This is a genomic window from Natronococcus sp. A-GB1 (assembly GCF_029688845.1).
GTDB lineage: Archaea > Halobacteriota > Halobacteria > Halobacteriales > Natrialbaceae > Natronococcus.
The window spans coordinates 57,139-79,175 of record NZ_JARUKW010000016.1 but is presented as its reverse complement, the minus strand read 5'-3'; the positions used below and the strand labels follow the sequence as shown (position 1 = coordinate 79,175).

The following is a 22,037-nucleotide window of genomic DNA, read 5'->3' as shown; positions in this document are numbered from 1 at the left end:
GTATATGCGCCGTGGTAATCGATGTCAGTCGGCAGCTTCGGCTGGATCGACGACCTCGTTCGTCTCCGGGTAGACGCCGACCTGATCGCAGACGTCGGCCATCGGACAGGCGTCGGGGTCCTCGAGACAGGCTGGCTTGCGGGCCGTACAGTACTCGCGGCCGAACTGGATCGAGGCGGTGTGGCCGAAGCCGCACTTCGCGGCAGGGATGTCCCGCTCGAGGACCGCCCGAACCGCCTCGTGGTCGGCGTCGGCGGGGGCGATCCCCAGCCGGCGGTAGATCCGGTGGACGTGCGTGTCGACCGGGAAGACGCCGCCGCGTCCGCCCGCGAACAGCAGGACGCAGTCAGCAGTTTTTGGCCCGACGCCGTGGATCTCGAGCAGCCGTTCGCGGACGGTTTCGGGCTCCGCCTCCCTGACGAAGTCGTCGAACCCCGCGGCCGAGACGAACTCCTCGAGAATCTCCTCGGCGGCACCGATGATCATCGCCGACTTCTGGTTGTACAGGCCGGCGGAGCTGATCGTCTCGGCGAGTTCGGACTGCTCGGCGTCGGCGAGCGATTCCGCGAGATCCCGATCCGGCCCCCCGTATCTGTCGACCAGCGCGTCGTGGGCCGGCTGGCTCGCCACGTCGCTCGTGTTCTGGCTCAGGATCGTCCGTACGAGGCAGGTGAAGGCATCCTGCCCGCCGTACGTTTTCTGCCAGTATAGCTCGCCGAGGCGGTCGACGACGCGCTCGGCGCGGGTATCGGCGGTCGCCGGGTCGAACTCGGCGGCGGCTCCGCCTCCGGCGTCGCCGCCGCTGATGTTGACCGACGGCTCGTTGTCATCACTCATGCGCCAGGATTCGGGCTCGAGGAGCAAAACCGCCGTGGAAGCGGTGATCCGACTCGAGCACCTATCCGTCGAGACCCCTCGCTCGGGCGGTCGTCCCTCCGTCGCTTGCGAGTTCCTCGATTACGGATTTCCGGAGGTGTACGAGACCGTTACTGTCACCGAGAGCCCCGTCGTCCCGCCGGCGACGCTGAGCTGGTAGCTCTCCGCACCCTCCTCGGCAGCCAGCGTCTCGAGTTTCTCCCGAATACCGCCGAGGAGTCGCTCGAGGCCGCCGATCACTCGCTCCTCTCGCTGGGTGTCGATCGGTTCGGTCGACGGCTCCTCCAGCTCTCGAGACGTCGCGGCGACGAACGCCTGAAGCTCGTCGAGCGAGTCGACGTGGTTCAGTCGCTGTTCGAGATGGTCGGTGGTTTGTGTATCGAGCATCGTGACTCTTGGTATCAATCGTTGGTTCGGCGGGAAAGTAGTTCGGTGCCCGAACAGTTATCCGCGACGGACAATCCGAAACCGACGCCGTCGGTCAAAGCCGTTGACCCGCCGACCGACGGTCAGCCCCGCTACTCGACCGTTAGCGTCACTGTCGCCTCGGCACCCTCAGCGAGCGCGTCGACGAGTTCTCGATCGAACCCCTCCGCCGCGAACTCGGCGCCGACCACGACCGTTCGGTCGTCCACGTAGTCGCTGGTTCGGCCGACTGCGCTGCGCTCGTTCGCGAACTCGAGGTCGGGATCGCCGCGTCCCTCGACCGACTCGCGGTGGCCGTCAGCCTCGATCTCGACGGTGATCGTCGCCGCTTCGTCCCGGCAGGCCTCGACGAACTCGGAGTCGAAGTCGGCGGGCGCCCGATCGGCGTCGATCGCCAGGATGCAGTCCCCGGCCGGCGTCAGGTAGTCGTCGGTCGTCACCTCGAACGTGCTCGCGTGTGCGGCGCTGACGTGCTCGTGTCCCCGAGCGCGGATCACTTCCTCCATACCGCAGCAGAGTCGAGCGGCTCGGAAAACGGGATCGACTCGGCGCTACGCCGTCTCCCCCCGGTAGCCGGCGCGGAACTCACGGACGACGGCCCCGCCGAAGACGCCGAAGACGACGACCGCGAGGACAGCCGTCAGGCCGACGCCGACCTCGCCGTGGAGATCGGCACCGAGAACGCCCCAGCCGAGAGCGAGAAGGGCACCGACAGCAGCCAGGACGGCTACCCCCAGCCGGAGCGGATCGTCGAGCCGCCTCGAGAGAACGTACTGCGGGCCCGCGACGCCGACGAACAGGTAGACCGCGATCCCTGACGGCGTCGCACCAAGGATGGCCAGCGAACCAGTGAGCCAACTGACCAGCCCGCTCGTAACTACTGCGAGGAGGATACCGGTGCCGACGAGTCGGCCGCTCATACGCAGCGTTGACAGCAAAGCAGCATATTCGCTTCGGCCGCCTCACTCCGAAGGGACTGCTTCGGTCGGCCCGCTCTCGACAGACTGACACTGCGCCCGTTGGTGTTCACGGCGGTGTGCCTCGAGATCGAAGGCGGTCTTTGCAAGTATCATCACGACGAGTGCCTCCATCGGTCCGCCGGCTCCTTCGATCAGGGCCGCGCCGAGGACGATCGTGACGTGCAGGACGGCGATCCGATTGAGCGGTTCGGCCAGCAGCGTCACCGGTCCATGCCGTTCGAACTCCCGATTACCGAGATAGTTGAGTCGGTAGGAGAGGGCGTGTTGAAGCGTCAGGGCGACGGCTGCGACGGCGACGACGAACGGCGACGCGACCGTCAGTTCCGGGAACATCTCGGGAAAGCCAACGAGGACGAACACGCCGTGAGCGACCCAGAACGCGCCGAAGTAGCCCGCAAAGTACCTGGCGATCGCTCGGTTCGGCTTCCCGACGAACGACTCGAGCGTCCGGGCTTCCGTATCGCCGAGCGAACTGATCTCCCACTCGGGAAGAGCCTCGGGGTCGTCCTCACCCGCTGCGCGTCGAATCTTCGCGACGTACGCCGCGCCGAGCACGCCGCTTTCGAGCCAGTAGATCACCAGCAGTGAGTGGAGCGTCCAGCCGAAGAACGCGACCCCGACCAGCGGGACGAGGTTCGCGACGACGAGACCGATAGCGGCCGTCCGAGACCCGCTCCATGATGAGTCCACGGGTCTCGGGTTCTCATCGGGAATTCAAAATACTTGTCACGCCGTCGAGCCGGTAGCCAGGGCGATACTCGAGATCTGGCGGCCGACAGCTCCTGTTTACACCAGGCTCGCGCCGTCGAAGTCGCCACGACTGTACTCGAGGTCCATCAGGTCGAGGATCGTCGGGGCGATGTCGAAGAGGTCGGCGTCGCCGATCGAGGCGTCGGGGTCGTCGATGTACAGCGACGTGTCGTCGAAGCTGTGCATCCCGTTTCGCGGGCCGGTAGTGAAGACCTCGGAGTCGGCCTTGAAGCCGGACTTGAGGTCGAAGCCCTTGTTCGGGATCGCGACCAGATCCGGCGCGATGTCGTCGTGATCGCCGCGGAAGGCCGCTTCCTTCTCGACGACGCGGTCGACGACCTCGTTGCCGTTGGGGCCCTCGAGGGCCTCGAGGTCGGCTTTGAGCTCGTCGCGGACCTCGTCGTACTCGTCCTCGGAGACGGAACCTCGCGGTTCGCGGCCCTCGAGGTTGAGATAGAACCGGCCGGGGATGAAGGAGTAGGCCTTCGTCTCCGTGGCGATGTCACCCAGCTCCTCGGGTTCGTCGTCCTCGAAGGAGAGCCACCCCTCCTCGATGAGCCACTCGTTGAAGTGGACCTCGTAGTCGAGGCTCGTGAAGCCGTGATCGGAGGCGACGATCAGCGTGACGTCCTCGGGAAGGGCCTCGCGCAGCTGTCCGATGTAGTCGTCGACCTTCTCGTAAAACTCGAGGAACTCCTCCTTGTACTGGCCGTCGTGCTCGTAGTCCTTGAACAGGAAGTGGTTGACCCGATCGGTCGTCATGAAAACGCCGAAAAAGAGGTCCCAGTCGTCCTCTTCGATGTAGTGTTCGAACGCCTCGAAGCGGGCGTCGATCGTCTCGTGGGCGTCCTCGATGAACGCCTCCTTTTCTTCCTCGTGACCGAGTTTCGGATTGACGTCGATTCGGTAGTCGAGCGTCTCAAGGTATTCACGAACGTCGTCGGGGTAGGCAGCCTTCTCGAGGTCGGGTGAGAGAAAGCCCGACACCATGCGCTGGACGTTTCGCTGTGGCGGGAACGTGACGGGGACGTTCATCACGGTCGCCTTGAGCCCCTCGTCCTGGACGCGGTCCCAGACGCGGTCGGCCTGGACCTCCCGGCCCATCGGGACGTAGGTATCGTAGGTGCCGACCTCGCGGTCCTGGAAGCCGTAGACGCCGGTCTCACCGGGGTTGACCCCGGTGGTCAGCGACGGCCAGCAGGCGCTGGACTCGGGTGGGACGATACTCGAAATCTCGCTCGCAGTACCGTCGGCCGCCAGCGACGCGAAGTTCGGGAACCGGTCTTCGTGTTCGGAGAGTAAACTGTACGGCACGCCGTCGACGCCGATAAACGCGACTCGGGGGGAGTCGTCGCCCCGCAACCGGTCGAACAAACCCATGCGGGGCCGTAGTCCGACCGCATACAAGAAGGTTCGTTTCCGGACACTGTTTTCGAGAACCGGTGACGACGGTCTCGGTTTCGCGTTCAGCGTCGCCGACTGTCGCGTCGGTGTTGCGGACCGACGCCAGCGGAGGAGGTCCTCGAGGTGCTCGCAGAAACCGGCAGGATCTCCGGTCGCTCTCGCGGCGGGCGATCGGGAACCGGGCTACTCCGTCTCCTCGTCCGCGCTCTCGGAGCGGAAGTTCGTCGGGACGACCGTCAGGTGGGCCATCCCGGTACCGGATTCGACCGACTCGGTGGTCGACGCGGACTCTCGTGGGGACGGGTTGGTTGCTGCCATGACGGACGGTAGTACGACGGCTCACCCAATAAAATTACCCATGCTCATAACACATACGGCGAACGGGTGGCGATAACTCCGACGAATCCGTTGGCAGAAAAATCGAACGCCGGCTCGGGGAGTCGGCGCTAGAAGTTCTCGTCGTAGAGATCCTGGGCGTGTTCGATCGCGTCGTAGGCGGCCTGTCGGTCCTCCCAGCCCTGGGTCTCGACTTCCTTACCCTCCTCTAAGTTCTTGTAGCTCTTGAAGAACTCGTCGATCTCGTCGAGTTGCTGCTGGGTGATGTCCTCGAGGTCCTCGATGTGGTCGTAGCGTGGGTCCTCGCTCGGGACCGCGATGACCTTGTCGTCTTGCTCGCCGTCGTCGTCCATCTTCATCAGGGCGACGGGACGGGCCTCGATGATACAGCCGGGGAACGTCTGATCCTCGACGAGGACCATCACGTCGAACGGGTCCTCGTCGTCGTAGTACGACTGCGGGATGAAGCCGTAGTCGGAGGGGTAGTGGACGTTCGAGTGGAGCACGCGGTCGAGGACGACACCGGGGACGTCCTTGTCGTACTCGTACTTGTTGCGCTCGCCCTTGAGACACTCGACGACCGCGTAGATCTCTTCGGGCGGGTTCGGTCCGGTCTCGAGGTCTTCCCAGAGATTGACCATGTATCTCGAACGTTCACGGTGGGTCAAAAAGTCCTTTCGTAATCGTATCGGACGGTATGGCCGACGACCGTCGACGGAGTGCCGAGTACGTGGCTCGTCGGGACGACGTTCGAGCCGGTATCGGCTGCTGGACGGGGTCTGCGGGACGATCGGGCAAAATAGTTGAGAAGTCTTAAATAGTCCGATGACTGTTACACAACTATGTCAGAGTCACAATCAATCAGCGGCGATCAGAGTGTCGCACGCGAGCTGACCGCGTTCCAGACCAACATCCTCACCATCCTCGCCAAGGAGCCGATGTACGGCCTGGCGATCAAGCGCGAACTCGAGGAGTACTACGGAACGGAGGTCAACCACGGCCGGCTCTACCCGAACCTCGACGAACTCGTCGAGCTCGGGCTGGTCGAGAAGAGCGAACTCGACAAGCGGACGAACCAGTACTCGCTGACCGACGAGGGCTACGAGGCCGTCCTCGACGGCGTTCAGTGGTCGCTCTCGAAGATCGTCACGGACGACGACCGTGCCGACGAGATCCGCCAGCTCGTCGACGAGAGCTACTAAACAGCAACCAGGGTGTCAGAACCTCCGTTCGCGTTCGATCGCACGCGGCCGTGATCGGCGCCGAACCGTTTCGTTTTATTCGACCGTTGACGAGCTCCGTAGCTCCGGGTGTGGCTCGTCGGCCGCCTCGAAGACCAGGTCGATCGACTCCTCGACCGCGTCCTGTTGTGCTTCGGAGGGCCAGGCGTTCCGAACGAAGTACCCCGTCAGGAACTCCTCGAGCTCCGTCGGCGTCGCCGATTCGATCGGCTTCGCGTAGTGATTCCCGAAGAAGTCCGCGAGGGCGACCGCGTTGTCGCCGTGGATGTCGCCGTGGGCCGTCCTGACCTCGGCGACCAGCTCGCGGTTGCGTTCGTCGACCGCCTGCCAGTCGTCGGGATCCTCGGTGCCCTCGAGCTGGATCTCGATCGCCCGGTCGATGTCCTCGATGCGATCGGTCCTGATGACGCCGTCGGCGTGCCACTCCTCGGGGTGGAGCACGAGCGTCGCGTCCTCCTCGTCCCGAACGCGGGCGGTGAACTCGTGTTCGGCAAGCAGGTCGTCACGACGCTCGAGCCGGGCCGCGCGCTCGTTCTCGTCGGTCGCGGTGCGGGCCAGCCGCGTCAGCCGTTCGGCCTCGTCGACGACGTCGTCGGGCAGTTCCCCGGGCGGTCTCTCTTCATCGCCTCTCTCGTCCGCGAGGTCGCTCATCACCCGTCGTTCGCGCTCGACGCCCTTTCCGTTGCCGTTTTCTGCGCTACCCCTGGTCCAGCGCCTCGTTGGCCAGCCCGTCCGCGCGGTCGTTGACCTCTCGTGGAACGTACTCGAGGGTCCAGTCGTCGAACGAGGAGAGGAGCTCGAGGGCGCGAACCCGCTGCTCGCGCAGCTCGGGATTGTTGGTGTCGTACTCGCCGCGGACCTGCTTGACGATCAGCTCGGAGTCCCCGCGGGCGTGGACCTCGCCGTAGCCGTACTCTTCGGCGGCCTCGAGGGCCGTAATCAGTGCGGTGTACTCCGCCTGGTTGTTCGTCGTTCGTCCGATCCGTTCGCCCCCCTCGGCGACGATTCCCTCGCTCGTGACGATCACCCAGCCGATCGCCGCCGGGCCGGGGTTACCGCGGCTGGCACCGTCGAAGTAGACGTGGGCTCGACCGCCGCCCTCGCGAAGCAGTGACTCGAGCGTTCGGGGCGTCTCGCCTTGGATCACGACCTTGTCCTCGTAGGCGACGGCCGTCGCACCCTCGCGACTTGCCCGCCAGCGTTCGTGTTCGGTGTTTCCGGAGTCGACGGCGACGCCCGCAGCCTCGAGGCGCTCGCGGGCGTCGTCGACATCGCACTCGATAACCGGCATTCGTGTCTCTGCTCGAGGAGAGCCGAATAAAGGCTTTCCGGTTTCAAATCGTAAACCACCCCGCTGAACGCCTACAGACGTCGTTTTCGACGGATAAGAGGAAACTGTTGGGAGAGGGACCCCAGAACTTATATATCATAGTAGTACTACTATAAAAGCGCGATGACACGGTCCACCCGCCAGCGGGAGCGAATGCGTGAAACGGACGAATCCGAGGATCAGGAGGAGGTACGTGCCTGTCCCGAATGTGAATCGGACAATCTCGTAAAGGACTCCGATCGGGGTGAGCTCATCTGCGAAGACTGTGGGCTCGTCGTCGAGGAGGAGAAGATCGACCCCGGTCCGGAGTGGCGGGCGTTCAATCACCAGGAGCGACAGGAGAAGTCCCGCGTCGGTGCGCCGACGACACAGACGATGCACGACAAGGGACTGACGACGACGATCGACTGGAAGGACAAAGACGCCTACGGTCGTTCGATCTCCTCGAAGAAGCGCAGTCAGATGCACCGCCTGCGCAAGTGGCAGGAACGCATCCGAACCAAGGACGCTGGCGAGCGCAACCTGCAGTTCGCGCTCTCGGAGATCGATCGGATGGCCTCGGCGCTGGGTGTGCCGCGGTCGGTTCGCGAGGTCGCGTCGGTCATCTACCGGCGCGCGCTCAAGGAGGACCTCATCCGCGGCCGATCGATCGAGGGCGTCGCGACCAGTGCGCTGTACGCCGCCTGTCGAAAGGAGGGCATCCCGCGAAGCTTAGAGGAGATCTCGGAAGTTTCACGCGTCGAGCGAAAGGAGATCGGTCGCACGTACCGGTACATCTCGCAGGAACTCGGCCTCGAGATGCGCCCCGTCGACCCGAAAAAGTACGTTCCCCGCTTCTGTTCCGAACTCGAACTCTCGGAGGAAGTCCAGACCAAGGCCAACGAGATCATCGAGAAGACGGCCGAGGAAGGACTGCTCTCGGGCAAATCCCCGACCGGGTACGCCGCGGCGGCGATCTACGCCGCCTCGCTGCTGTGTAACGAGAAGAAGACCCAACGCGAGGTTGCAGATGTCGCCCAGGTGACCGAAGTCACGATCCGGAACCGCTATCAGGAACAGATCGAAGCGATGGGAATCCACGGCTAACTCCGGCACCACCCCTTTTATTGACCGCTAATCCTCGAGCGGCGGTGCCGTCGCTGATCGAAGACGGTTTAGGGGAGTGGTTCCGCCGGACGCCGTGAAGACGCGTCTACGCCCGGCCAGGAACAAAATTTTGGGCTTATTCCTCGTCGTCTTCCTCGTCCTCATCGTCCATCATGTCGTCGTCTTCCTCGTCCTCATCGTCCATCATGTCGTCGTCCTCCTCGTCCTCATCGTCCATCATGTCGTCGTCTTCCTCGTCCTCATCGTCCATCATGTCGTCGTCCTCCTCGTCGTCGATGTCGTCATCAACCTCGTCGTCTTCTTCATCATCTATGTCGTCGTCCATGTCATCGTCTTCTTCGTCATCGATGTCGTCATCCACCTCGTCGTCTTCCTCGTCGTCGATGTCGTCATCCACCTCGTCGTCCACGTCGTCATCCACCTCGTCGTCTTCTTCCTCGTCGTCCACGTCGTTACAGCCCGCAATCGCGATTCCGCTAACTGTACCCGTCAGTGCGAGGACTCGGCGTCGTGTGAGATAGTCGTCCATGTTCGATCACTTCGGCAGTCAGCGGTGGGGAGACAGAACGTAAAGAGAATGCACCGCCTATGGTTAGTTGTAGCGAAAACAAACTGGAGTTATATCCAACCGGTTCGGGTGAGAAAGGGACCGCGCTCCGGGAAGCCGACGGCACCACTGTTCCCGGTGACAAATCGGAGAGAAACGGGTGGAAATCGACCGACCGGATCGAGCCGACCGCTGAGCGGAAAACGCTAATTACCGTCTCGAACGGACGAAACGGTTCCGGGAGCCGGCCCCCGCGTGCGTCCGCTACTCGTCTTTGCCGACGCTGATGACCTGTAGCAACGAGTAGACGGGGACGCCCTCGACCTCCTCGACGCCCTGTTTGTCCGCGAGAACGACACACGCCAGCGGCTCGCCACCTTCGGCCCGGATCGCCGTGATCGTCTCGCGCATCGTCGTTCCGCTGGTGATCGTGTCGTCGACGACGTAACACTCGCGGTTGCGGATACCAGCGAAGTTTCGGGAGAAGGTCCCGCCAAGCTCCTCGATGTCGCCCTCTTCCCACTGGTGTTTCGCGGGCGTGTACGTCGAGAGGTCGGTCTCGAGTTCGCTCGCGATGAGCGTCGCGATAGGGCCCCCTGCCTTCTCGATACCGACGGTCAGATCGACGTCTTCGCCGTGTTTGGCGAGCAGGTCGGCCATCGCCTCCGCGATCGCTCCCATCCGTTTGCTGTCCCGGCCGATCGCCGACCAGTCGACGTGGATGTCCTGTGGACCGCCGTTCCCGGCGGACTGCTGAGTCGACTGACTCGAGAGGTCGGTCGTCGCGTCGCCGCGCTCGACCAGCCAGCTCGCCGTCTCCCGGGAGACGTTCAGTTCGTCCGCGATCTCGCCCTTCGAGAGGCCCTGGCCCGCGAGTTCGGCGGCGCTCTCGATGAGGTCGTCAACGTTTTTCATGGCTCGGAGTTCGCACGCCGTTTTTATAGTCGTGTCGCAGCCGACGAACGTCGCCTCGTCTCCCTGGAAAGACTCTCAGTATTGGCAAGGATTATCACTCGTCTCTCCGGTATCTCGAGTATGGAACGGTACGATCTCGTCTACCAGCTCTACGACGAGTACGACACGAAGACGTTGCGAGAGTACCAGGAGTTCGTCGACGTCTTCCCGGCCGTCGACTCGCGGGTCGCCCTCGAGCACTGGCAGAAGGCAAACGACGAACTCGAGGACCGCAAGGACGAGATCCGGGCGGCGTTCGCGGCCGGCGAGACGTTCGCCGAGATCGCCGCGCGGGCGACCCGCGACCAGGCGTTTACCGCGCTCGACCTCGAGGCCAAGTACGGCCGCGGCGTGAACGTGCTCGTCCTCGACGTCGACGAGACGCTGCGCTCGGCCGGCAGTACGGACAACGAGATCCCTCGCGAGACCCTCCACGTCCTAACGGAGTTTCACGAGGCCGGCGTCCCGATCGTGATCTGTACCGGCCAGACCCTGGAGAACGTCAAGGGATTTGCCATCCAGGGGCTCGGCAGCGAGATCGTCCACTCCGGCGAGCTATCGATCGTCTACGAGGCTGGAACGGGCGTGTTCACGCCCGGTCACGGCGCCGACACCAAACAGCTCCTCTACGAGGAGCTCGACGAGGAGATCCGCGACGTGTTCGACGACCTGCGGGCTCGCGTTCTGCCCGAGGCACCGGAGTCGATTAGACGAGGATGTCACCTCCAGGGCAACGAGTTCAACGTCACGATGAAACCCAACTACGAGACGGGGTCGGCCGACGCCCGCGAGATCATCGACGACGCGCTCGTCTACCTGATCGACCTGCTGGCCGATGCCGTCAGTGAGGCGGTCGGGTTCGACGGCGAAGAGATCCGCGACCGGACCCGCACGTTTTACGCCGACCAGGACCCCGAGATCAGGACCGTCCTCGAGGAGGAGGGCGCCTACCCCGATCAGGACGACGAGTCGATCCCGGACGAGCTCGCGGCCGTTCTCGAGCGGATCGACGTCGCCTACTACGAGGCCGACGCCGCCGAGATCGGCAGCCTCGAGCTGAACAAGGTCGTCGGCGTCGAGGGCGCGCTCGAGGTGCTCGGAATCGACGACCCGTTCGCGCTAGTGATGGGCGACTCGAAGAGCGATCGCCGCGTCATGGAGTGGGTCGCGGAGAACGACGCGGGGATCGCGGCCGCGCCGGAACACGCCTCCCAGGACACCCTCGAGCACGTCCTCGGCACCGACGAGCTCGTGTTCGATCGTGGAAAGAGCGTCGACGTCCTCCAGACGGTGTACGCGCTCAACCGTCTCGCGAGCCTCGGGTGACCGATCGGGGCCGGCACTTACCGTCGGAACGGACGGGCCGTCTCGGTAGGGACGAACGGCGACGCGATGACTGCAAATCGACCGAGCGAATCGGTGCGAATCGAGCGCTCGAGTGGTGGCCATTTTTGCCACCGCGCTCGAATGGGGTCGTATGGAACTCACCGACGAGCAGGCGGCGGTTCGAGACGTCGTCCGCGAGTTCGCCCGCGAGGAGATCAGACCGACGGCGCTCGAGGCCGACCGGAGCCAGGAGTTTCCCGAAGACGTCTGGGACGGGCTCGCCGAGCTCGACCTGACGAGTCTCACCGTTCCCGAGGCGTACGGCGGCTACGACGCCGATCCCGTGACGGCCGCTGTCGTCAACGAGGAGGTTGCCTACGGCGCGCTCGCGGTCGCGACGGCGCTGTCGGTCCACTCGCTGGCGACTTCCTGTATCGCCGAGTTTGGCAGCGAGGACCTCAAGGGGCGGTGGCTCCCCGACATGGCCGACGGCCGCCCCGTCGGCGCGTTCGCGCTCTCGGAACCCCACGCGGGCTCGAATCCCGCCGAGATGTCGACCGAAGCCAGCCGTGAGGGCGACGAGTACGTCATCAACGGCGAGAAGCAGTGGATCACGAACGGGAAGCGGGCGGGCGTCTATGTCCTCTTCGCGAAGACCGACCGCGACGATCCGTCGACGGTGACCCAGTTTCTCGTCCCCGGCGACGTCGATGGGCTCTCGGTCGGCGAGAAGGAGGACAAGCTCGGGCTCCGCGCGAGCGACACGACCAGTCTCACCTTCGACGACGTTCGAATCCCCGCCGAGAACCGGCTGACGGAGGAGGGGCGGGGCCTCTCGGCCGCCTTTCACATCCTCACAGGAGGTCGGATCGCCATCGCGGCGCAGTCGGTCGGTCTCGCACAGTGTGCGATGGACGAAGCGCTCGAGTACGCCGGGGAGCGCGAGCAGTTCGATCAGCCGATCGGCGAGTTCCAGTCGATTCGCCACAAGCTCGCCGAGATGGCGACTAAGGTCAAGGCGAGCCGGCTGTTGACCCGGGAGGCGGCCCGCGAGCGCGCGGAAGGGGACGCCGGACTGACCGCAAGCATGGCGAAGTACTTCGCCAGCCAGACGGCCATGGACGTCACAAACGAGGCCGTCCAGATCCACGGCGGCTACGGCTACGTCACCGAGGGCGAGGTCGAACGGCTCTACCGGGACGCCAAGATCACCGAGATCTACGAGGGGACCACCGAGATCCAGAAGAAGGTGATCGCGCGCCACCTGCTCGAGTAAGCGGACCGAAGTCGCTATTCTGCTCCCGTCCGTATCATCAGCCGTGACCGAATACGATGCCGTCGTCTACGACCTGGACGGAACCCTCGTCGACCTCGTTGTCGACTGGAACGCCGTCGCAATCGACGTGATCGCGGTGTACGCCCGGGCCGCGACCGAGCCACCCAGCGAGAACCTCTGGGAACTGCTCGAGGCCGCGAGCAACTTCGAGATCGCGCCGGCCGTCGAGGAGACGATCGCCGACCACGAACGCGAGGGCGCGCGGCTGTCCCGCCGTCTGGCCCGCGCCGACGAGGCCCTCGAGCGGCGGGTACCCGTCGGGGTCTGCTCGCTCAACTGCGAGGCCGCCTGCCGGATCGCACTCGAGGAACACGACCTCGAACCCGCGGTCGACGCCGTCGTGGGTCGGGATACCGTCGAGACGCGAAAGCCCGACCCCGAGCCGCTGCTCGAGACCGTCCGTGGGCTCGGCTCGGAGCCGGCGACCACGCTGTTTGTCGGCGACACCGAGCGCGACGAGCGAACGGCCGATCGAGCCGGCGTCGACTTCGAGTACGTCGAGTAGCTACTCCTGCGTGCGCTTCGCGTACGCGAACACCGACAGCGCCACGAGCAGCCAGACGACGGCACCGACTCGAATCGCGAACTCGGCTCGAGCGCCCCAGGTCGGAAGCTCGGTGCCGATCGACAGCAGGGCGACGACCGGCGCGCCGACGAGGATCGTGACGACGAACGTCGTCTGCATTACCCACCCGAAGTCGACGCCGTCCGGCGAGGTCGTTTCGACGCGTTCTGGCACATACGAAGGTGTTCACCGGGTCCTCTTAAGGGTCGCGGGTGGCGGGTCGTCGGTGCGGAACGATGGCGTTTACTCGCGGGAGCCGAACCCACACGTATGCCTACCGTACGGGAGCTGCAGTCGATGGCCGGAACCGAACCGATCACGATGCTGACGGCCTACGACGCGCCGACGGCCGAAATCGTCGACGAGGCAGATGTCGACATGATCCTGGTCGGCGACAGCGTCGGCAACACCTCGCTCGGGTACGAGACGACGCTCCCGGTAACCGTCGACGACGTTGCGGCTCGCGTCGGCGCGGTTTCGCGGGCGACCGACGAGGCGCTGGTCGTCGCCGACATGCCGTTTCTCTCCTTCGGCGTCGACGAGGCCGACAGCCTCGAGAACGCCGGTCGGATGCTCAAAGAGGAGGGTGCCGCCGCAGTAAAGCTCGAGTGTGGTCCCCACACCGTCGAGTTGACCGAGACGATGGCCCAGCTCGGAATCCCCGTAATGGCCCACCTCGGGCTGACGCCCCAGCACGTCAACCGGTATGGCGGCTACCCGCGCCAGGGAACCGATCAGAAGGCCGCCGAGCGCATGCTCGAACTGGCCGTCGCTCACGAGGAAGCCGGCGCGTTCTCGCTCGTCTTAGAGCACGTCCCGTCGAACCTCGCGGCCGAGATCACCGAGGCGCTCGAGATCCCGACGATCGGGATCGGCGCCGGTCCCGACTGCGACGGCCAGGTGCTGGTCGTCGACGACGCCGTCGGCCTCAGCGACTGGTCGCCCTCCTTCTCGAAGCAGTTCGGGAACGTCCGCGAGGAGATGAGCGCGGCCGTCGAGGGCTATGTCGAGGCCGTCGAGTCCGGCGAGTTCCCGGCCGAGGAGCACAGCCACGAGGAACGGGACCTCGACGACCTGTACTGAGTCTCGAGACGGATTACTCCTCGAGGCCGCCGACGAACTCCGCGACGGCCTCGTTGAACGCCGTCGGCCGCTCGAGCATCGCCAGGTGAGCTGCGCCCTCGATCTTGACGAGGTCGCCCTCGCCGATCTCGTCCGCGAGGTACTCGTGATACTGCGGAGGCGTCAACTGGTCGTGCTCGCCGTAGACCGCGAGCGCGGGGACGTCGATCCGGTGGACGTCGTCGCGGACGTCGAATCGGTGACAGGTTCGGAAATCCCGCTGCACGACGGCCTGTCCGCACTCGCGCATCCGCTCGATCGACTGGTCGCGCAGTTCGGGGTCGGGATCGTGAAAGAGCCGATCCGGACCGTGGAGGAACTCGAGGGCCCGATCGAAGTCGGTGTCGAGCCACTCGAGCAAGTCCTGGAGCACGCCCAGTTTGGCGCCCGTTCCGGCCAGCACGATACCCTCGACGTCGGGCTCGCGCTCGAGCAGGAGGTGCATGGCGACGGCTCCGCCCAGGGAGCTTCCCCCCAGGACGCTCGCGTCAGTTTCCTCGAGGACCGCCGCAACGTCGTCGGCGTACGCCGACAACGCCGTGTAGCCGGCACTCGCGGCGACGTCCTCGGAGTCGCCGTGTCCGCTGAGATCGACGGCGACGACCGGGAACCGATCCGCGAGGCGGTGCTGTGCCTTCCAGGCTGCTCGCGAGCCCCCACTCCCATGGACGAAACAGATCGTCGGCCCCGTTCCCCCTCGATCGGCAACCTCGTAGGCCGTCTCCCGGCCGTGGTGTCGAACCGTTTCCATACCTCTCTGGACGGTGGGGACCGGTATAAAGGCTCGAGCCGGCGCCGATACAACCGGCAGGAACGGACGGATCCGATAGGGACCTGAGTTTGGAGTACGTATGTCGAACTGCGAACAAGCCTCTCCTATGGCATCCCGATTCCGTACCGTGATTTTCCGGAGAAACTTTTATATACTAGTAACGATTACCCATAGTTAGTATCACCATGACACTCGAGCAATTCACCCGTGGAGGCGAGCAGATCGCTCGTCGCTACGAGTACGAGGACGGATCGGTGCTGGCCGTCGACTTCGGCACGGCGAGTACCGACGCCGCCGCCGATATCGTCGACGGCACGGTCATCGTCGTCGACGGCGACGACCAGTACGAGTTCGAGCTGCCTGACGGCGCAACTGACGCGCACACGTTTATCAGAAACGGCGTGCTCACTGTCGAACTGGAGGGCAACCAATGAAACTCACCGTCAAACCCCTAAAACAGAAGGACGCCGGCCGCGGACTCGCCGCGATCGACCGCGTCTCGATGCGTGAGCTCGACCTCGAAAACGGCGACTACATCGTTATCGAGGGCAAGGATGACAGCCAGGCCGTCGCGCGCGTCTGGCCCGGCTACCCCGAGGACGAAGGCCGCGGCATCGTCCGTATCGACGGCCGCCTGCGCCAGGAGGCCGACGTCGGGATCGACGACAACGTCAGCGTCGAGCCGGCCGACGTCAAGCCCGCGAACTCTGTCACGGTCGCGCTCCCGCAGAACCTCCGCATCCGCGGCGACATCGGCCCGCTCGTGCGCGACAAGCTGTCCGGCCAGGCCGTCACCGAGGGGCAGACGGTGCCGTTCTCGCTGTCGTTCGGTCCGATGGCCAGCTCCGGCCAGTCGGTGCCGCTGAAGATCGCCAGCGCCGACCCCTCCGGGACGGTCGTCATCACCGACTCGACGAACATCGAGATCTCCGAGACGCCGGCCGAGCAGGTCAGCTCCGAGGCGGGTGAATCCCCCGAGGGCGTGCCGAACATCACCTACGAAGACATCGGCGGACTCGACGACGAGCTCGATCAGGTCCGTGAGATGATCGAGCTGCCGATGCGCCACCCCGAGCTGTTCCAGCAACTCGGCATCGAACCGCCGAAGGGAGTCCTGCTGCACGGCCCACCCGGCACCGGGAAGACCCTGATGGCGAAAGCCGTCGCCAACGAGATCGACGCTCACTTCGAGACGATCTCCGGTCCGGAGATCATGTCGAAGTACTACGGCGAAAGCGAGGAGCAGCTCCGGGAGGTGTTCGAGGAGGCAGAGGAGAACGCCCCCGCGATCATCTTCATCGACGAGCTCGACTCCATCGCCGCCAAACGGGAAGAAGCCGGCGGCGACGTCGAACGACGCGTCGTCGCCCAGCTCCTGAGCCTGATGGACGGGCTCGAGGAGCGGGGCCGAGTCACGGTCATCGCCGCGACGAACCGCGTCGACGCGATCGACCCCGCACTGCGCCGGGGCGGCCGATTCGACCGCGAGATCGAGATCGGCGTCCCCGACAAGGGCGGCCGCAAGGAGATTCTGCAGGTCCACACCCGCGGGATGCCCCTCAGCGAAGATATCGACCTCGATCACTACGCCGAGAACACCCACGGCTTCGTCGGCGCCGACCTCGAGAGCCTCGCTCGCGAGGGCGCGATGAACGCCCTGCGACGGATCCGTCCCGATCTCGATCTGGAGTCCGACGAGATCGACGCCGAGATCCTCGAATCGCTCGAGGTGACCGAAACTGACGTCAAGGAGGCGATGAAGGGAATCCAGCCGTCGGCGCTCCGGGAGGTCTTCGTCGAGGTGCCGGACGTCACGTGGGACGACGTCGGCGGCCTCGCCGACACCAAAGAGCGCCTTCGCGAGACGATCCAGTGGCCCCTCGACTACCCCGAGGTGTTCGAACAGATGGACATGGAGGCCGCCAAGGGCGTTCTCATGTACGGTCCGCCCGGCACGGGGAAGACCCTGCTCGCCAAGGCGGTGGCCAACGAGTCCCAGTCGAACTTCATCTCGATCAAGGGGCCCGAACTGCTGAACAAGTACGTCGGCGAGTCCGAGAAGGGCGTCCGCGAGGTCTTCGAGAAGGCCCGCTCGAACGCCCCGACCGTGATCTTCTTCGACGAAATCGACTCGATCGCGGGCGAACGCGGCCAGCGCCAGGGCGACTCCGGCGTCGGTGAGCGCGTCGTCTCCCAGCTGCTGACGGAACTCGACGGTCTCGAGGAGCTCGAGGACGTCGTCGTGATCGCGACGACCAACCGCCCGGACCTGATCGACTCGGCGCTGCTGCGTCCCGGCCGCCTCGACCGCCACGTCCACGTGCCGGTTCCCGACGAGGAGGGCCGCAAGCGGATCTTCGAGGTCCACACCCGCGACAAACCCCTGGCCGACGCGATCGACCTCGAGTGGCTCGCCGCCGAAACGGAGGGGTACGTCGGCGCCGACATCGAGGCCGTCACCCGCGAGGCCTCGATGGCCGCCAGCCGGGAGTTCATCAACTCGGTCGACCCCGACGACATGCCCGACACGATCGAGAACGTCCGCATCAGCAAGGAACACTTCGAGCAGGCGCTCGAGGAGGTCCAGCCCAGCGTGACCCCCGAGACCCGCGAGCGCTACGAGGAGATCGAACAGCAGTTCCAGGCCGCCGAACCCGAGGGCGAAGAACAGCTCGGCCGCACCTTCCAGTAACGGAAGCGTCCTCGTTTCCGCCGGATTAATCCCGACACGTCGAGGGAACGGCTTTTTTCAAAAGACGAACACGGCGACGAAGATGACGATTCCGAAAGCAGCCGTGAGCGCCATCCATACGGCGACGATGATCGCGGCCTGTCGACCGGTCAGCTCCTCGCCCTCGAGTACGTCAACGAGCCGTTGTAACTCCATACTGGTGCGTCCGGCTATCGGTGTAAAAACTCTTTGTCCCAAAATATCGAGACGTTACCGGGTTCGGAACCGCCGACCGAACCGATTCGCCCCGCGGTCGCCGCCTCCCGAGAGCGGGCCGCCGAAAGCCTACCGCTCCGGAGCGGCCTGCCCGGTCCGTCGTTCGGCGAGGTCCTCGAGCACGGCCTCGGCGTGTCCGTCGGCCGAGACGTCCTCGTAGGCCGCCTCGATCGTGCCGTCGGAATCGACGACGTACGTGGTCCGGAAGACGCCGTCGAAGGTGTTGCCGAACATCTGCTTCTCGCCGTAGGAATCGTACAGCGTTGCGACCTCTCCTTCGGGATCGGACAGCAGGTCGAACTCGAGGTCGTGGTCGGTAGCGAACGATTCGAGGTCCTCGACCGAGTCGTCGCTGATCCCGACGATCCCGACGCCGCAATTCTCGAACTCATCGCGAGCTGCCTCGAACTCCTGCGCCTCCGTCGTACAGCCGTCGGTGCCCGCCCGCGGATAGAAGTAGACGACGAGTCGGCCGTCGAAATCCGAACGGCGAACCGTCTCGCCGTGTTGGTTTTGCAGTGCGAACTCGGGTGCGTCGTCGCCGGTTTCGAGCATACCATCTCTTCGACGGAGGCGTGGTATGCCTTCCGGTTGCGTCGGACGGGTCCGGCCGTCAGTCGAGCCGTTCGGCCGCGTCGCGCTCGAGCAGCGGCGAGGCGTTCTGTTCGGGGAGCGTGACGACGTCGTCGGAGGAGAGCGTGTATTCCCGGTCGTCGACGCCGAGGATCGACCCGACGTCGCGGGTCATCCGAACGGTAACGCGATCGACAGTGTCCTCGGTAGGGGCTCCAGCGGCTGCCTTGGGGCCGGCGGACGTACCGTCCTCGAGGTCGGGATCGACGGACTCGCCGGGCGTCGCGTCGCTCGGATCCGGTTCGGCGACTCCGTCATCCGCAGCGTCGACCGGTGACGTCGGCTCTCCGTCGGGTCGCGGCGCCTCCTCGTTTGCGTCCCCGGTCGACGGGCCGGCACCACCCATGACGTCGGCGGCTGTGACCTCGCTCTCGCCTTCGCTCGCCTCCGCCGTTCGGGAGACATCGTTCGGTTCGAGGGTCGTCGGGTCGACGTCCGCGTCGCCGTCGACCGGATCCGGCTCCATCGGCGGCGTAGGCGGCGCGTCGTCGGTCGACGCGCCGGGGTCGGCGGCCGATCTCGAGGCGTCGCTCACCGAGTCGGTTAGTGGTTCGGCTTCCGGATCCGACTCGGGTTCGGACGCGGGCCCCGACTCCGGTTCGGGATCGGGTTCGGCCTCGAGGTCCTCGAGGACGTCGAGCACGCGGGTCTTGTTCGCGTCGATACGGTCGACGAGGTCGTCGAAGAGGTCGGCCTCCTCGGCGGTGAGGCCCTCGTCGTTGGCCGCCATGCCGGCTGCGGCGAGGCTGGCCTGCTTGACGAGTTTGCCCATTCGGCGCTCGTAAATGGCCTCGACGACGTCCTTGGCCGTCTCGATCTCGTCGGTGAGTCGGCTCACCTCCGGCGAGGAGAAGGGGTCGTCGGCCCGTTCGGCTGCCCGATCGCGTTCGGCCTCGAGTTCGGCGATGTACTCGCCGACCTCCTGGTAGAACGAGGGGCGCAAGTTCTGGAGGCTGTCCTTCTGGCGCTCCTTGCTCTGGACGGATCGTAGCTCGTCGAGATTCATTCTTTCTCCTTCTCGGCTCGGCCGCGGGCCATGAGGAACACGGCAACGTACTCCGGAAGTGACTGGTCACCCTCCGGAACCGTAAAGCTATCTCCTCCCAGCTCGACCTCGCCGCCGTCGGTGACGTCGACCCGGATCTCGTGGCCCGTAAACGTCTCCGGAACGGCGTCGACCAGCGGGTCGAAGGCGTCGATCTCGTCGCGCTCGAGGCGAACCGTCTCGAGCCCGCTGCCGCCGTGGAGACTCCCGGGCAGGCGGATGAGTCGATTCGTGTCGGTCGTTACGGGTTCGTCGATCGGTGCGTTGTCGGCTTCGACGGCCCGGTGAGCGAACCGTTCGGCCAGCTGGGAGACGGCGGTGTGGACCGTGACGTTGCCCGCTTCCAGTTGCCCGCGGTTGTTCCGGGCGGCGTTGAGAGTTGCCGTCGCCTTCCCCTCGCCGATCCCGTCGAACTCCCGGAGCCGCTCGAGGGCCGCCTCCTCCTCGAGGGCGAGCAGCTCGTCGACGAATGTCATAAATCGGTCGTGGGTGCGGGCGCCCCAGCCACCCTCGGTTCGCAGGGTGCGGCGCTCGGTCGGGGTCTTGCGGCCGAGGCCGGCGACGGTCTCGGTCTCGATCAGCTCCTCGAACTCGAGGCCGATCCCGCGGACGTAGTCGACGACCTCGCGGCGGTGCTCCCGGTCGAAGTGACGGATCGACTCGTCGCGGACGTGGACGTGGTACCCCCGCCCGCCCGAGAAGACGATCTCCAGCTCCTCGAACGCAAAGTCGTCCTCGAGAAAGTCGAGCAGGCGGAGCAGGGCGTCCTTACACGTCGCGAGCATCTCGGCGTAGGAGTCCTCGCCGAGGGTTACGTTCGGCAGGTGGTCGGCGTCGAGGTCGAAGACGAGATCCGCGGACTGCCAGTCCTTCTCGTGCATCGAGCTCGCGCCGGGGTCGCGAAACCGCCCCGCCGAGAAGTAGACGTGGCGGGGCCGCTTGCGGACGAGGAACTCCTCGAGGTCGCCGAGTTCGAGCAGCGAACGGTGCCGGACCATCGTCGTATCGGGTCCGTCGGTCCAGGGGATGTATCCCCACTCGCGCTCGTTGGCCGCAGGTGGGAGCGTCAGCTCCGTGCGGCGGTAGTGATCGCGGAATCGACCCCGAAGATAGGCCCTCGTTCGCTCCTCCATGCGCCTCGTGTGCTCGTCGTCGTGGCGGTATAATCCTGCCGAAAACCCCGGCCCCGTGGGGACCCCTCCCGAGCGGTCGCTCACGGGGCAGCAAGCGCGAAATAACGGCGGTCTACCGGCGAACGAACTCCGAGATCCGGTCGGCAAGTCCGGAGTCCGAGCCGAGTTTGAGGTAGTAGGCGTCGCCGCCGTCCTCGTAGTAGCCGTTGATCCGACGTTTGATCTCGAAGCCGAGGTGTTCGTAGAACTCGAGGGCGTTTTCGTTGCTGGTCCGAGCGTGGCAGGTGATCGACTCGTTGTCGTCGGCGACCCGCGCGACGAGTCGCTTGCCGATCCCCTGGCCGCGAAACGCCGTCGAGACCGCCAGAAAGAGAATGTAGCCATCGCGACGAACCGCGGCAAAACCCACAAGATCGTCCTCCTGCAGGTAGCAGTGGACCGTCGATCGCCGGTACGCGTCGGTAAAGAAGTCGTGGCGCTGCTTCAGCACCCCCTCCTGGCTGTTGATTCGCTCCTTGAGCCGCCAGGCCTCGTCGACGTACTCGTCGCTCCCCGGGGCGACGACGCGACTGTCGATATTGACGCTCACTACCACAGTGTAGCAGGCTCGCCAATATAATTCCACCGGCAGCGCGGTCGTTCGCCGGGAACCGCTCGTCGACCTGTCGTCGATACTGCCGGAGACGCGGCACCGGCGGATCGAAGCGACGGACATACCTCGCGGGCCCGAGAACGAGGGTGTATGGAGTTCCAGCTTCGCGATCACACCGCAGACATCGGGGTCGAAGCGACCGGGGGAAGCCTCGAGGCGGTCTTCGCGGCTATCGCCGACGGGCTCGCGGCCGCCTCCTGCGAGTCGATTCCGGACGGGACCGGCGAGCGCTTCTCGGTGTCGGTGACGGCCGAGAGCCGCGAGGCGCTGCTGTTCGACTTCCTGGACGAACTGATCTACCTGCGGGACGTCCGGGCGGCCCTGCCCGTCGACCACCGCGTCGAACGGATCGAGGAACTGGACGCGGAGGAGTGGCGTCTCGAGGGCAGCGCCCGCGGGGTTCCCCTCGAGGCGATCACCGCCCGCGAGATCAAGGCCGTCACCTATTCCGAGATGCGACTCGAGGAGGTCGGCGACGGCTGGGAGGCGTACGTGGTCTTCGACGTCTGAGACGGTCCACTGTACCGCTGTCCAGGGCGACCACGAGCCGCCCTA

Annotated in this window: 28 protein-coding genes; 9 read left to right on the top strand and 19 right to left on the bottom strand. The window is 65.3% G+C overall.

From position 1 onward, the window contains the following. Positions 1-24 precede the first annotated feature (24 nt). The 8 genes from nth to QA600_RS17615 form a co-directional block, all read right to left on the bottom strand. The gene (nth, locus tag QA600_RS17650) at positions 25-837 is read right to left on the bottom strand and encodes an endonuclease III (RefSeq protein WP_278293247.1); all 813 of its coding nucleotides are present in this window, start codon (positions 835-837) and stop codon (positions 25-27) included. Positions 838-957: 120 nt separating this feature from the next. Then, positions 958-1,263 carry a hypothetical protein gene (locus QA600_RS17645; RefSeq protein ID WP_278293246.1) on the bottom strand — a complete coding sequence of 102 codons (306 nt, stop codon included), beginning with the start codon at positions 1,261-1,263 and terminating at the stop codon, positions 958-960. A gap of 131 nt (positions 1,264-1,394) precedes the next feature. Next, positions 1,395-1,808, bottom strand: a complete 414-nt coding sequence (locus QA600_RS17640; RefSeq protein ID WP_278293245.1) for a DUF371 domain-containing protein — start codon at positions 1,806-1,808, stop codon at positions 1,395-1,397. A 45-nt stretch (positions 1,809-1,853) separates the two neighbouring features. Beyond that, positions 1,854-2,222, bottom strand: a complete 369-nt coding sequence (locus QA600_RS17635) for a hypothetical protein (protein WP_278293244.1) — start codon at positions 2,220-2,222, stop codon at positions 1,854-1,856. Between the two features lie 42 nt (positions 2,223-2,264). Then, on the bottom strand, positions 2,265-2,972 hold the full coding sequence (locus QA600_RS17630) for a DUF6498-containing protein (RefSeq protein WP_278293243.1): 708 nt from the start codon (positions 2,970-2,972) through the stop codon (positions 2,265-2,267). A gap of 96 nt (positions 2,973-3,068) precedes the next feature. Next, entirely contained in the window at positions 3,069-4,412 is a 1,344-nt protein-coding gene (locus QA600_RS17625) for an alkaline phosphatase family protein (protein ID WP_278293242.1), read from the bottom strand. A gap of 207 nt (positions 4,413-4,619) precedes the next feature. Further along, the gene (locus tag QA600_RS17620) at positions 4,620-4,754 is read right to left on the bottom strand and encodes a hypothetical protein (protein ID WP_005558012.1); all 135 of its coding nucleotides are present in this window, start codon (positions 4,752-4,754) and stop codon (positions 4,620-4,622) included. 128 nt (positions 4,755-4,882) lie between these two features. Further along, positions 4,883-5,413: an inorganic diphosphatase gene (locus tag QA600_RS17615; protein WP_278293241.1), complete on the bottom strand. Its 531-nt coding sequence runs from the start codon at positions 5,411-5,413 to the stop codon at positions 4,883-4,885. A gap of 201 nt (positions 5,414-5,614) precedes the next feature. On the opposite strand from QA600_RS17615, the gene QA600_RS17610 reads away from it, so the two are divergent. Then, positions 5,615-5,974, top strand: coding sequence for a PadR family transcriptional regulator (locus QA600_RS17610; RefSeq protein WP_278293240.1), 360 nt, complete (start codon positions 5,615-5,617; stop codon positions 5,972-5,974). Between the two features lie 75 nt (positions 5,975-6,049). Here QA600_RS17610 and QA600_RS17605 read toward each other — a convergent pair whose 3' ends face one another. Both QA600_RS17605 and rnhA read right to left on the bottom strand, forming a co-directional pair. Then, complete coding sequence (locus tag QA600_RS17605) at positions 6,050-6,664, bottom strand: hypothetical protein (RefSeq protein ID WP_278293239.1); 615 nt, start codon at positions 6,662-6,664, stop codon at positions 6,050-6,052. A gap of 46 nt (positions 6,665-6,710) precedes the next feature. Continuing rightward, on the bottom strand, positions 6,711-7,304 hold the full coding sequence (rnhA, locus tag QA600_RS17600) for a ribonuclease HI (protein WP_278293238.1): 594 nt from the start codon (positions 7,302-7,304) through the stop codon (positions 6,711-6,713). A 162-nt stretch (positions 7,305-7,466) separates the two neighbouring features. On the opposite strand from rnhA, the gene QA600_RS17595 reads away from it, so the two are divergent. Then, positions 7,467-8,429, top strand: a complete 963-nt coding sequence (locus tag QA600_RS17595; protein WP_278293237.1) for a transcription initiation factor IIB — start codon at positions 7,467-7,469, stop codon at positions 8,427-8,429. Between the two features lie 136 nt (positions 8,430-8,565). Here QA600_RS17595 and QA600_RS17590 read toward each other — a convergent pair whose 3' ends face one another. After that, positions 8,566-8,979, bottom strand: a complete 414-nt coding sequence (locus QA600_RS17590; RefSeq protein ID WP_278293236.1) for a hypothetical protein — start codon at positions 8,977-8,979, stop codon at positions 8,566-8,568. Between the two features lie 282 nt (positions 8,980-9,261). Further along, positions 9,262-9,912, bottom strand: coding sequence for a transcriptional regulator GfcR (gene gfcR, locus QA600_RS17585; protein WP_278293235.1), 651 nt, complete (start codon positions 9,910-9,912; stop codon positions 9,262-9,264). A 120-nt stretch (positions 9,913-10,032) separates the two neighbouring features. On the opposite strand from gfcR, the gene QA600_RS17580 reads away from it, so the two are divergent. From QA600_RS17580 to QA600_RS17570, 3 genes are all read left to right on the top strand, one after another. Then, complete coding sequence (locus QA600_RS17580; RefSeq protein ID WP_278293234.1) at positions 10,033-11,277, top strand: HAD hydrolase family protein; 1,245 nt, start codon at positions 10,033-10,035, stop codon at positions 11,275-11,277. 151 nt (positions 11,278-11,428) lie between these two features. Continuing rightward, on the top strand, positions 11,429-12,553 hold the full coding sequence (locus QA600_RS17575) for an acyl-CoA dehydrogenase family protein (RefSeq protein ID WP_278293233.1): 1,125 nt from the start codon (positions 11,429-11,431) through the stop codon (positions 12,551-12,553). A gap of 43 nt (positions 12,554-12,596) precedes the next feature. Further along, entirely contained in the window at positions 12,597-13,118 is a 522-nt protein-coding gene (locus tag QA600_RS17570; protein WP_278293232.1) for an HAD family hydrolase, read from the top strand. On the opposite strand, the gene QA600_RS17565 is transcribed toward QA600_RS17570, so the two are convergent. Next, on the bottom strand, positions 13,119-13,352 hold the full coding sequence (locus QA600_RS17565; RefSeq protein WP_278293231.1) for a DUF5822 domain-containing protein: 234 nt from the start codon (positions 13,350-13,352) through the stop codon (positions 13,119-13,121). Between the two features lie 96 nt (positions 13,353-13,448). On the opposite strand from QA600_RS17565, the gene panB reads away from it, so the two are divergent. Continuing rightward, complete coding sequence (gene panB / locus QA600_RS17560; protein ID WP_278293230.1) at positions 13,449-14,261, top strand: 3-methyl-2-oxobutanoate hydroxymethyltransferase; 813 nt, start codon at positions 13,449-13,451, stop codon at positions 14,259-14,261. 13 nt (positions 14,262-14,274) lie between these two features. Here panB and QA600_RS17555 read toward each other — a convergent pair whose 3' ends face one another. Then, on the bottom strand, positions 14,275-15,051 hold the full coding sequence (locus QA600_RS17555) for an alpha/beta hydrolase (protein ID WP_278293229.1): 777 nt from the start codon (positions 15,049-15,051) through the stop codon (positions 14,275-14,277). Between the two features lie 206 nt (positions 15,052-15,257). On the opposite strand from QA600_RS17555, the gene QA600_RS17550 reads away from it, so the two are divergent. Then, a complete protein-coding gene (locus QA600_RS17550; RefSeq protein ID WP_278293228.1) occupies positions 15,258-15,506 on the top strand; it encodes an Hsp20/alpha crystallin family protein in 249 nt (82 codons plus the stop codon). Further along, the gene (locus tag QA600_RS17545) at positions 15,503-17,764 is read left to right on the top strand and encodes a CDC48 family AAA ATPase (protein ID WP_278293227.1); all 2,262 of its coding nucleotides are present in this window, start codon (positions 15,503-15,505) and stop codon (positions 17,762-17,764) included. Before QA600_RS17550 ends, QA600_RS17545 begins: the two co-directional genes overlap by 4 nt. A 57-nt stretch (positions 17,765-17,821) precedes the next feature. Here the strand turns inward: QA600_RS17545 and QA600_RS17540 are convergent, their stop codons facing one another. The 5 genes from QA600_RS17540 to QA600_RS17520 all read right to left on the bottom strand — a co-directional run bounded on the left by QA600_RS17540 (position 17,822) and on the right by QA600_RS17520 (position 21,419). Further along, the gene (locus QA600_RS17540) at positions 17,822-17,959 is read right to left on the bottom strand and encodes a hypothetical protein (RefSeq protein WP_169331743.1); all 138 of its coding nucleotides are present in this window, start codon (positions 17,957-17,959) and stop codon (positions 17,822-17,824) included. Positions 17,960-18,088: 129 nt separating this feature from the next. Further along, on the bottom strand, positions 18,089-18,574 hold the full coding sequence (bcp, locus tag QA600_RS17535) for a thioredoxin-dependent thiol peroxidase (RefSeq protein ID WP_278293226.1): 486 nt from the start codon (positions 18,572-18,574) through the stop codon (positions 18,089-18,091). Between the two features lie 58 nt (positions 18,575-18,632). Further along, a complete protein-coding gene (locus QA600_RS17530) occupies positions 18,633-19,658 on the bottom strand; it encodes a hypothetical protein (protein WP_278293225.1) in 1,026 nt (341 codons plus the stop codon). Continuing rightward, the gene (gene priS / locus QA600_RS17525; protein ID WP_278293224.1) at positions 19,655-20,830 is read right to left on the bottom strand and encodes a DNA primase small subunit PriS; all 1,176 of its coding nucleotides are present in this window, start codon (positions 20,828-20,830) and stop codon (positions 19,655-19,657) included. Before priS ends, QA600_RS17530 begins: the two co-directional genes overlap by 4 nt. Before the next feature lie 112 nt (positions 20,831-20,942). Next, on the bottom strand, positions 20,943-21,419 hold the full coding sequence (locus QA600_RS17520; protein ID WP_278293223.1) for an N-acetyltransferase: 477 nt from the start codon (positions 21,417-21,419) through the stop codon (positions 20,943-20,945). A 153-nt stretch (positions 21,420-21,572) separates the two neighbouring features. Between QA600_RS17520 and QA600_RS17515 the strand changes: the two genes are divergently transcribed. Further along, positions 21,573-21,992 (top strand): archease, encoded by a 420-nt coding sequence (locus QA600_RS17515; RefSeq protein ID WP_278293222.1) that lies wholly within the window; start codon positions 21,573-21,575, stop codon positions 21,990-21,992. Positions 21,993-22,037: the final 45 nt, after the last annotated feature.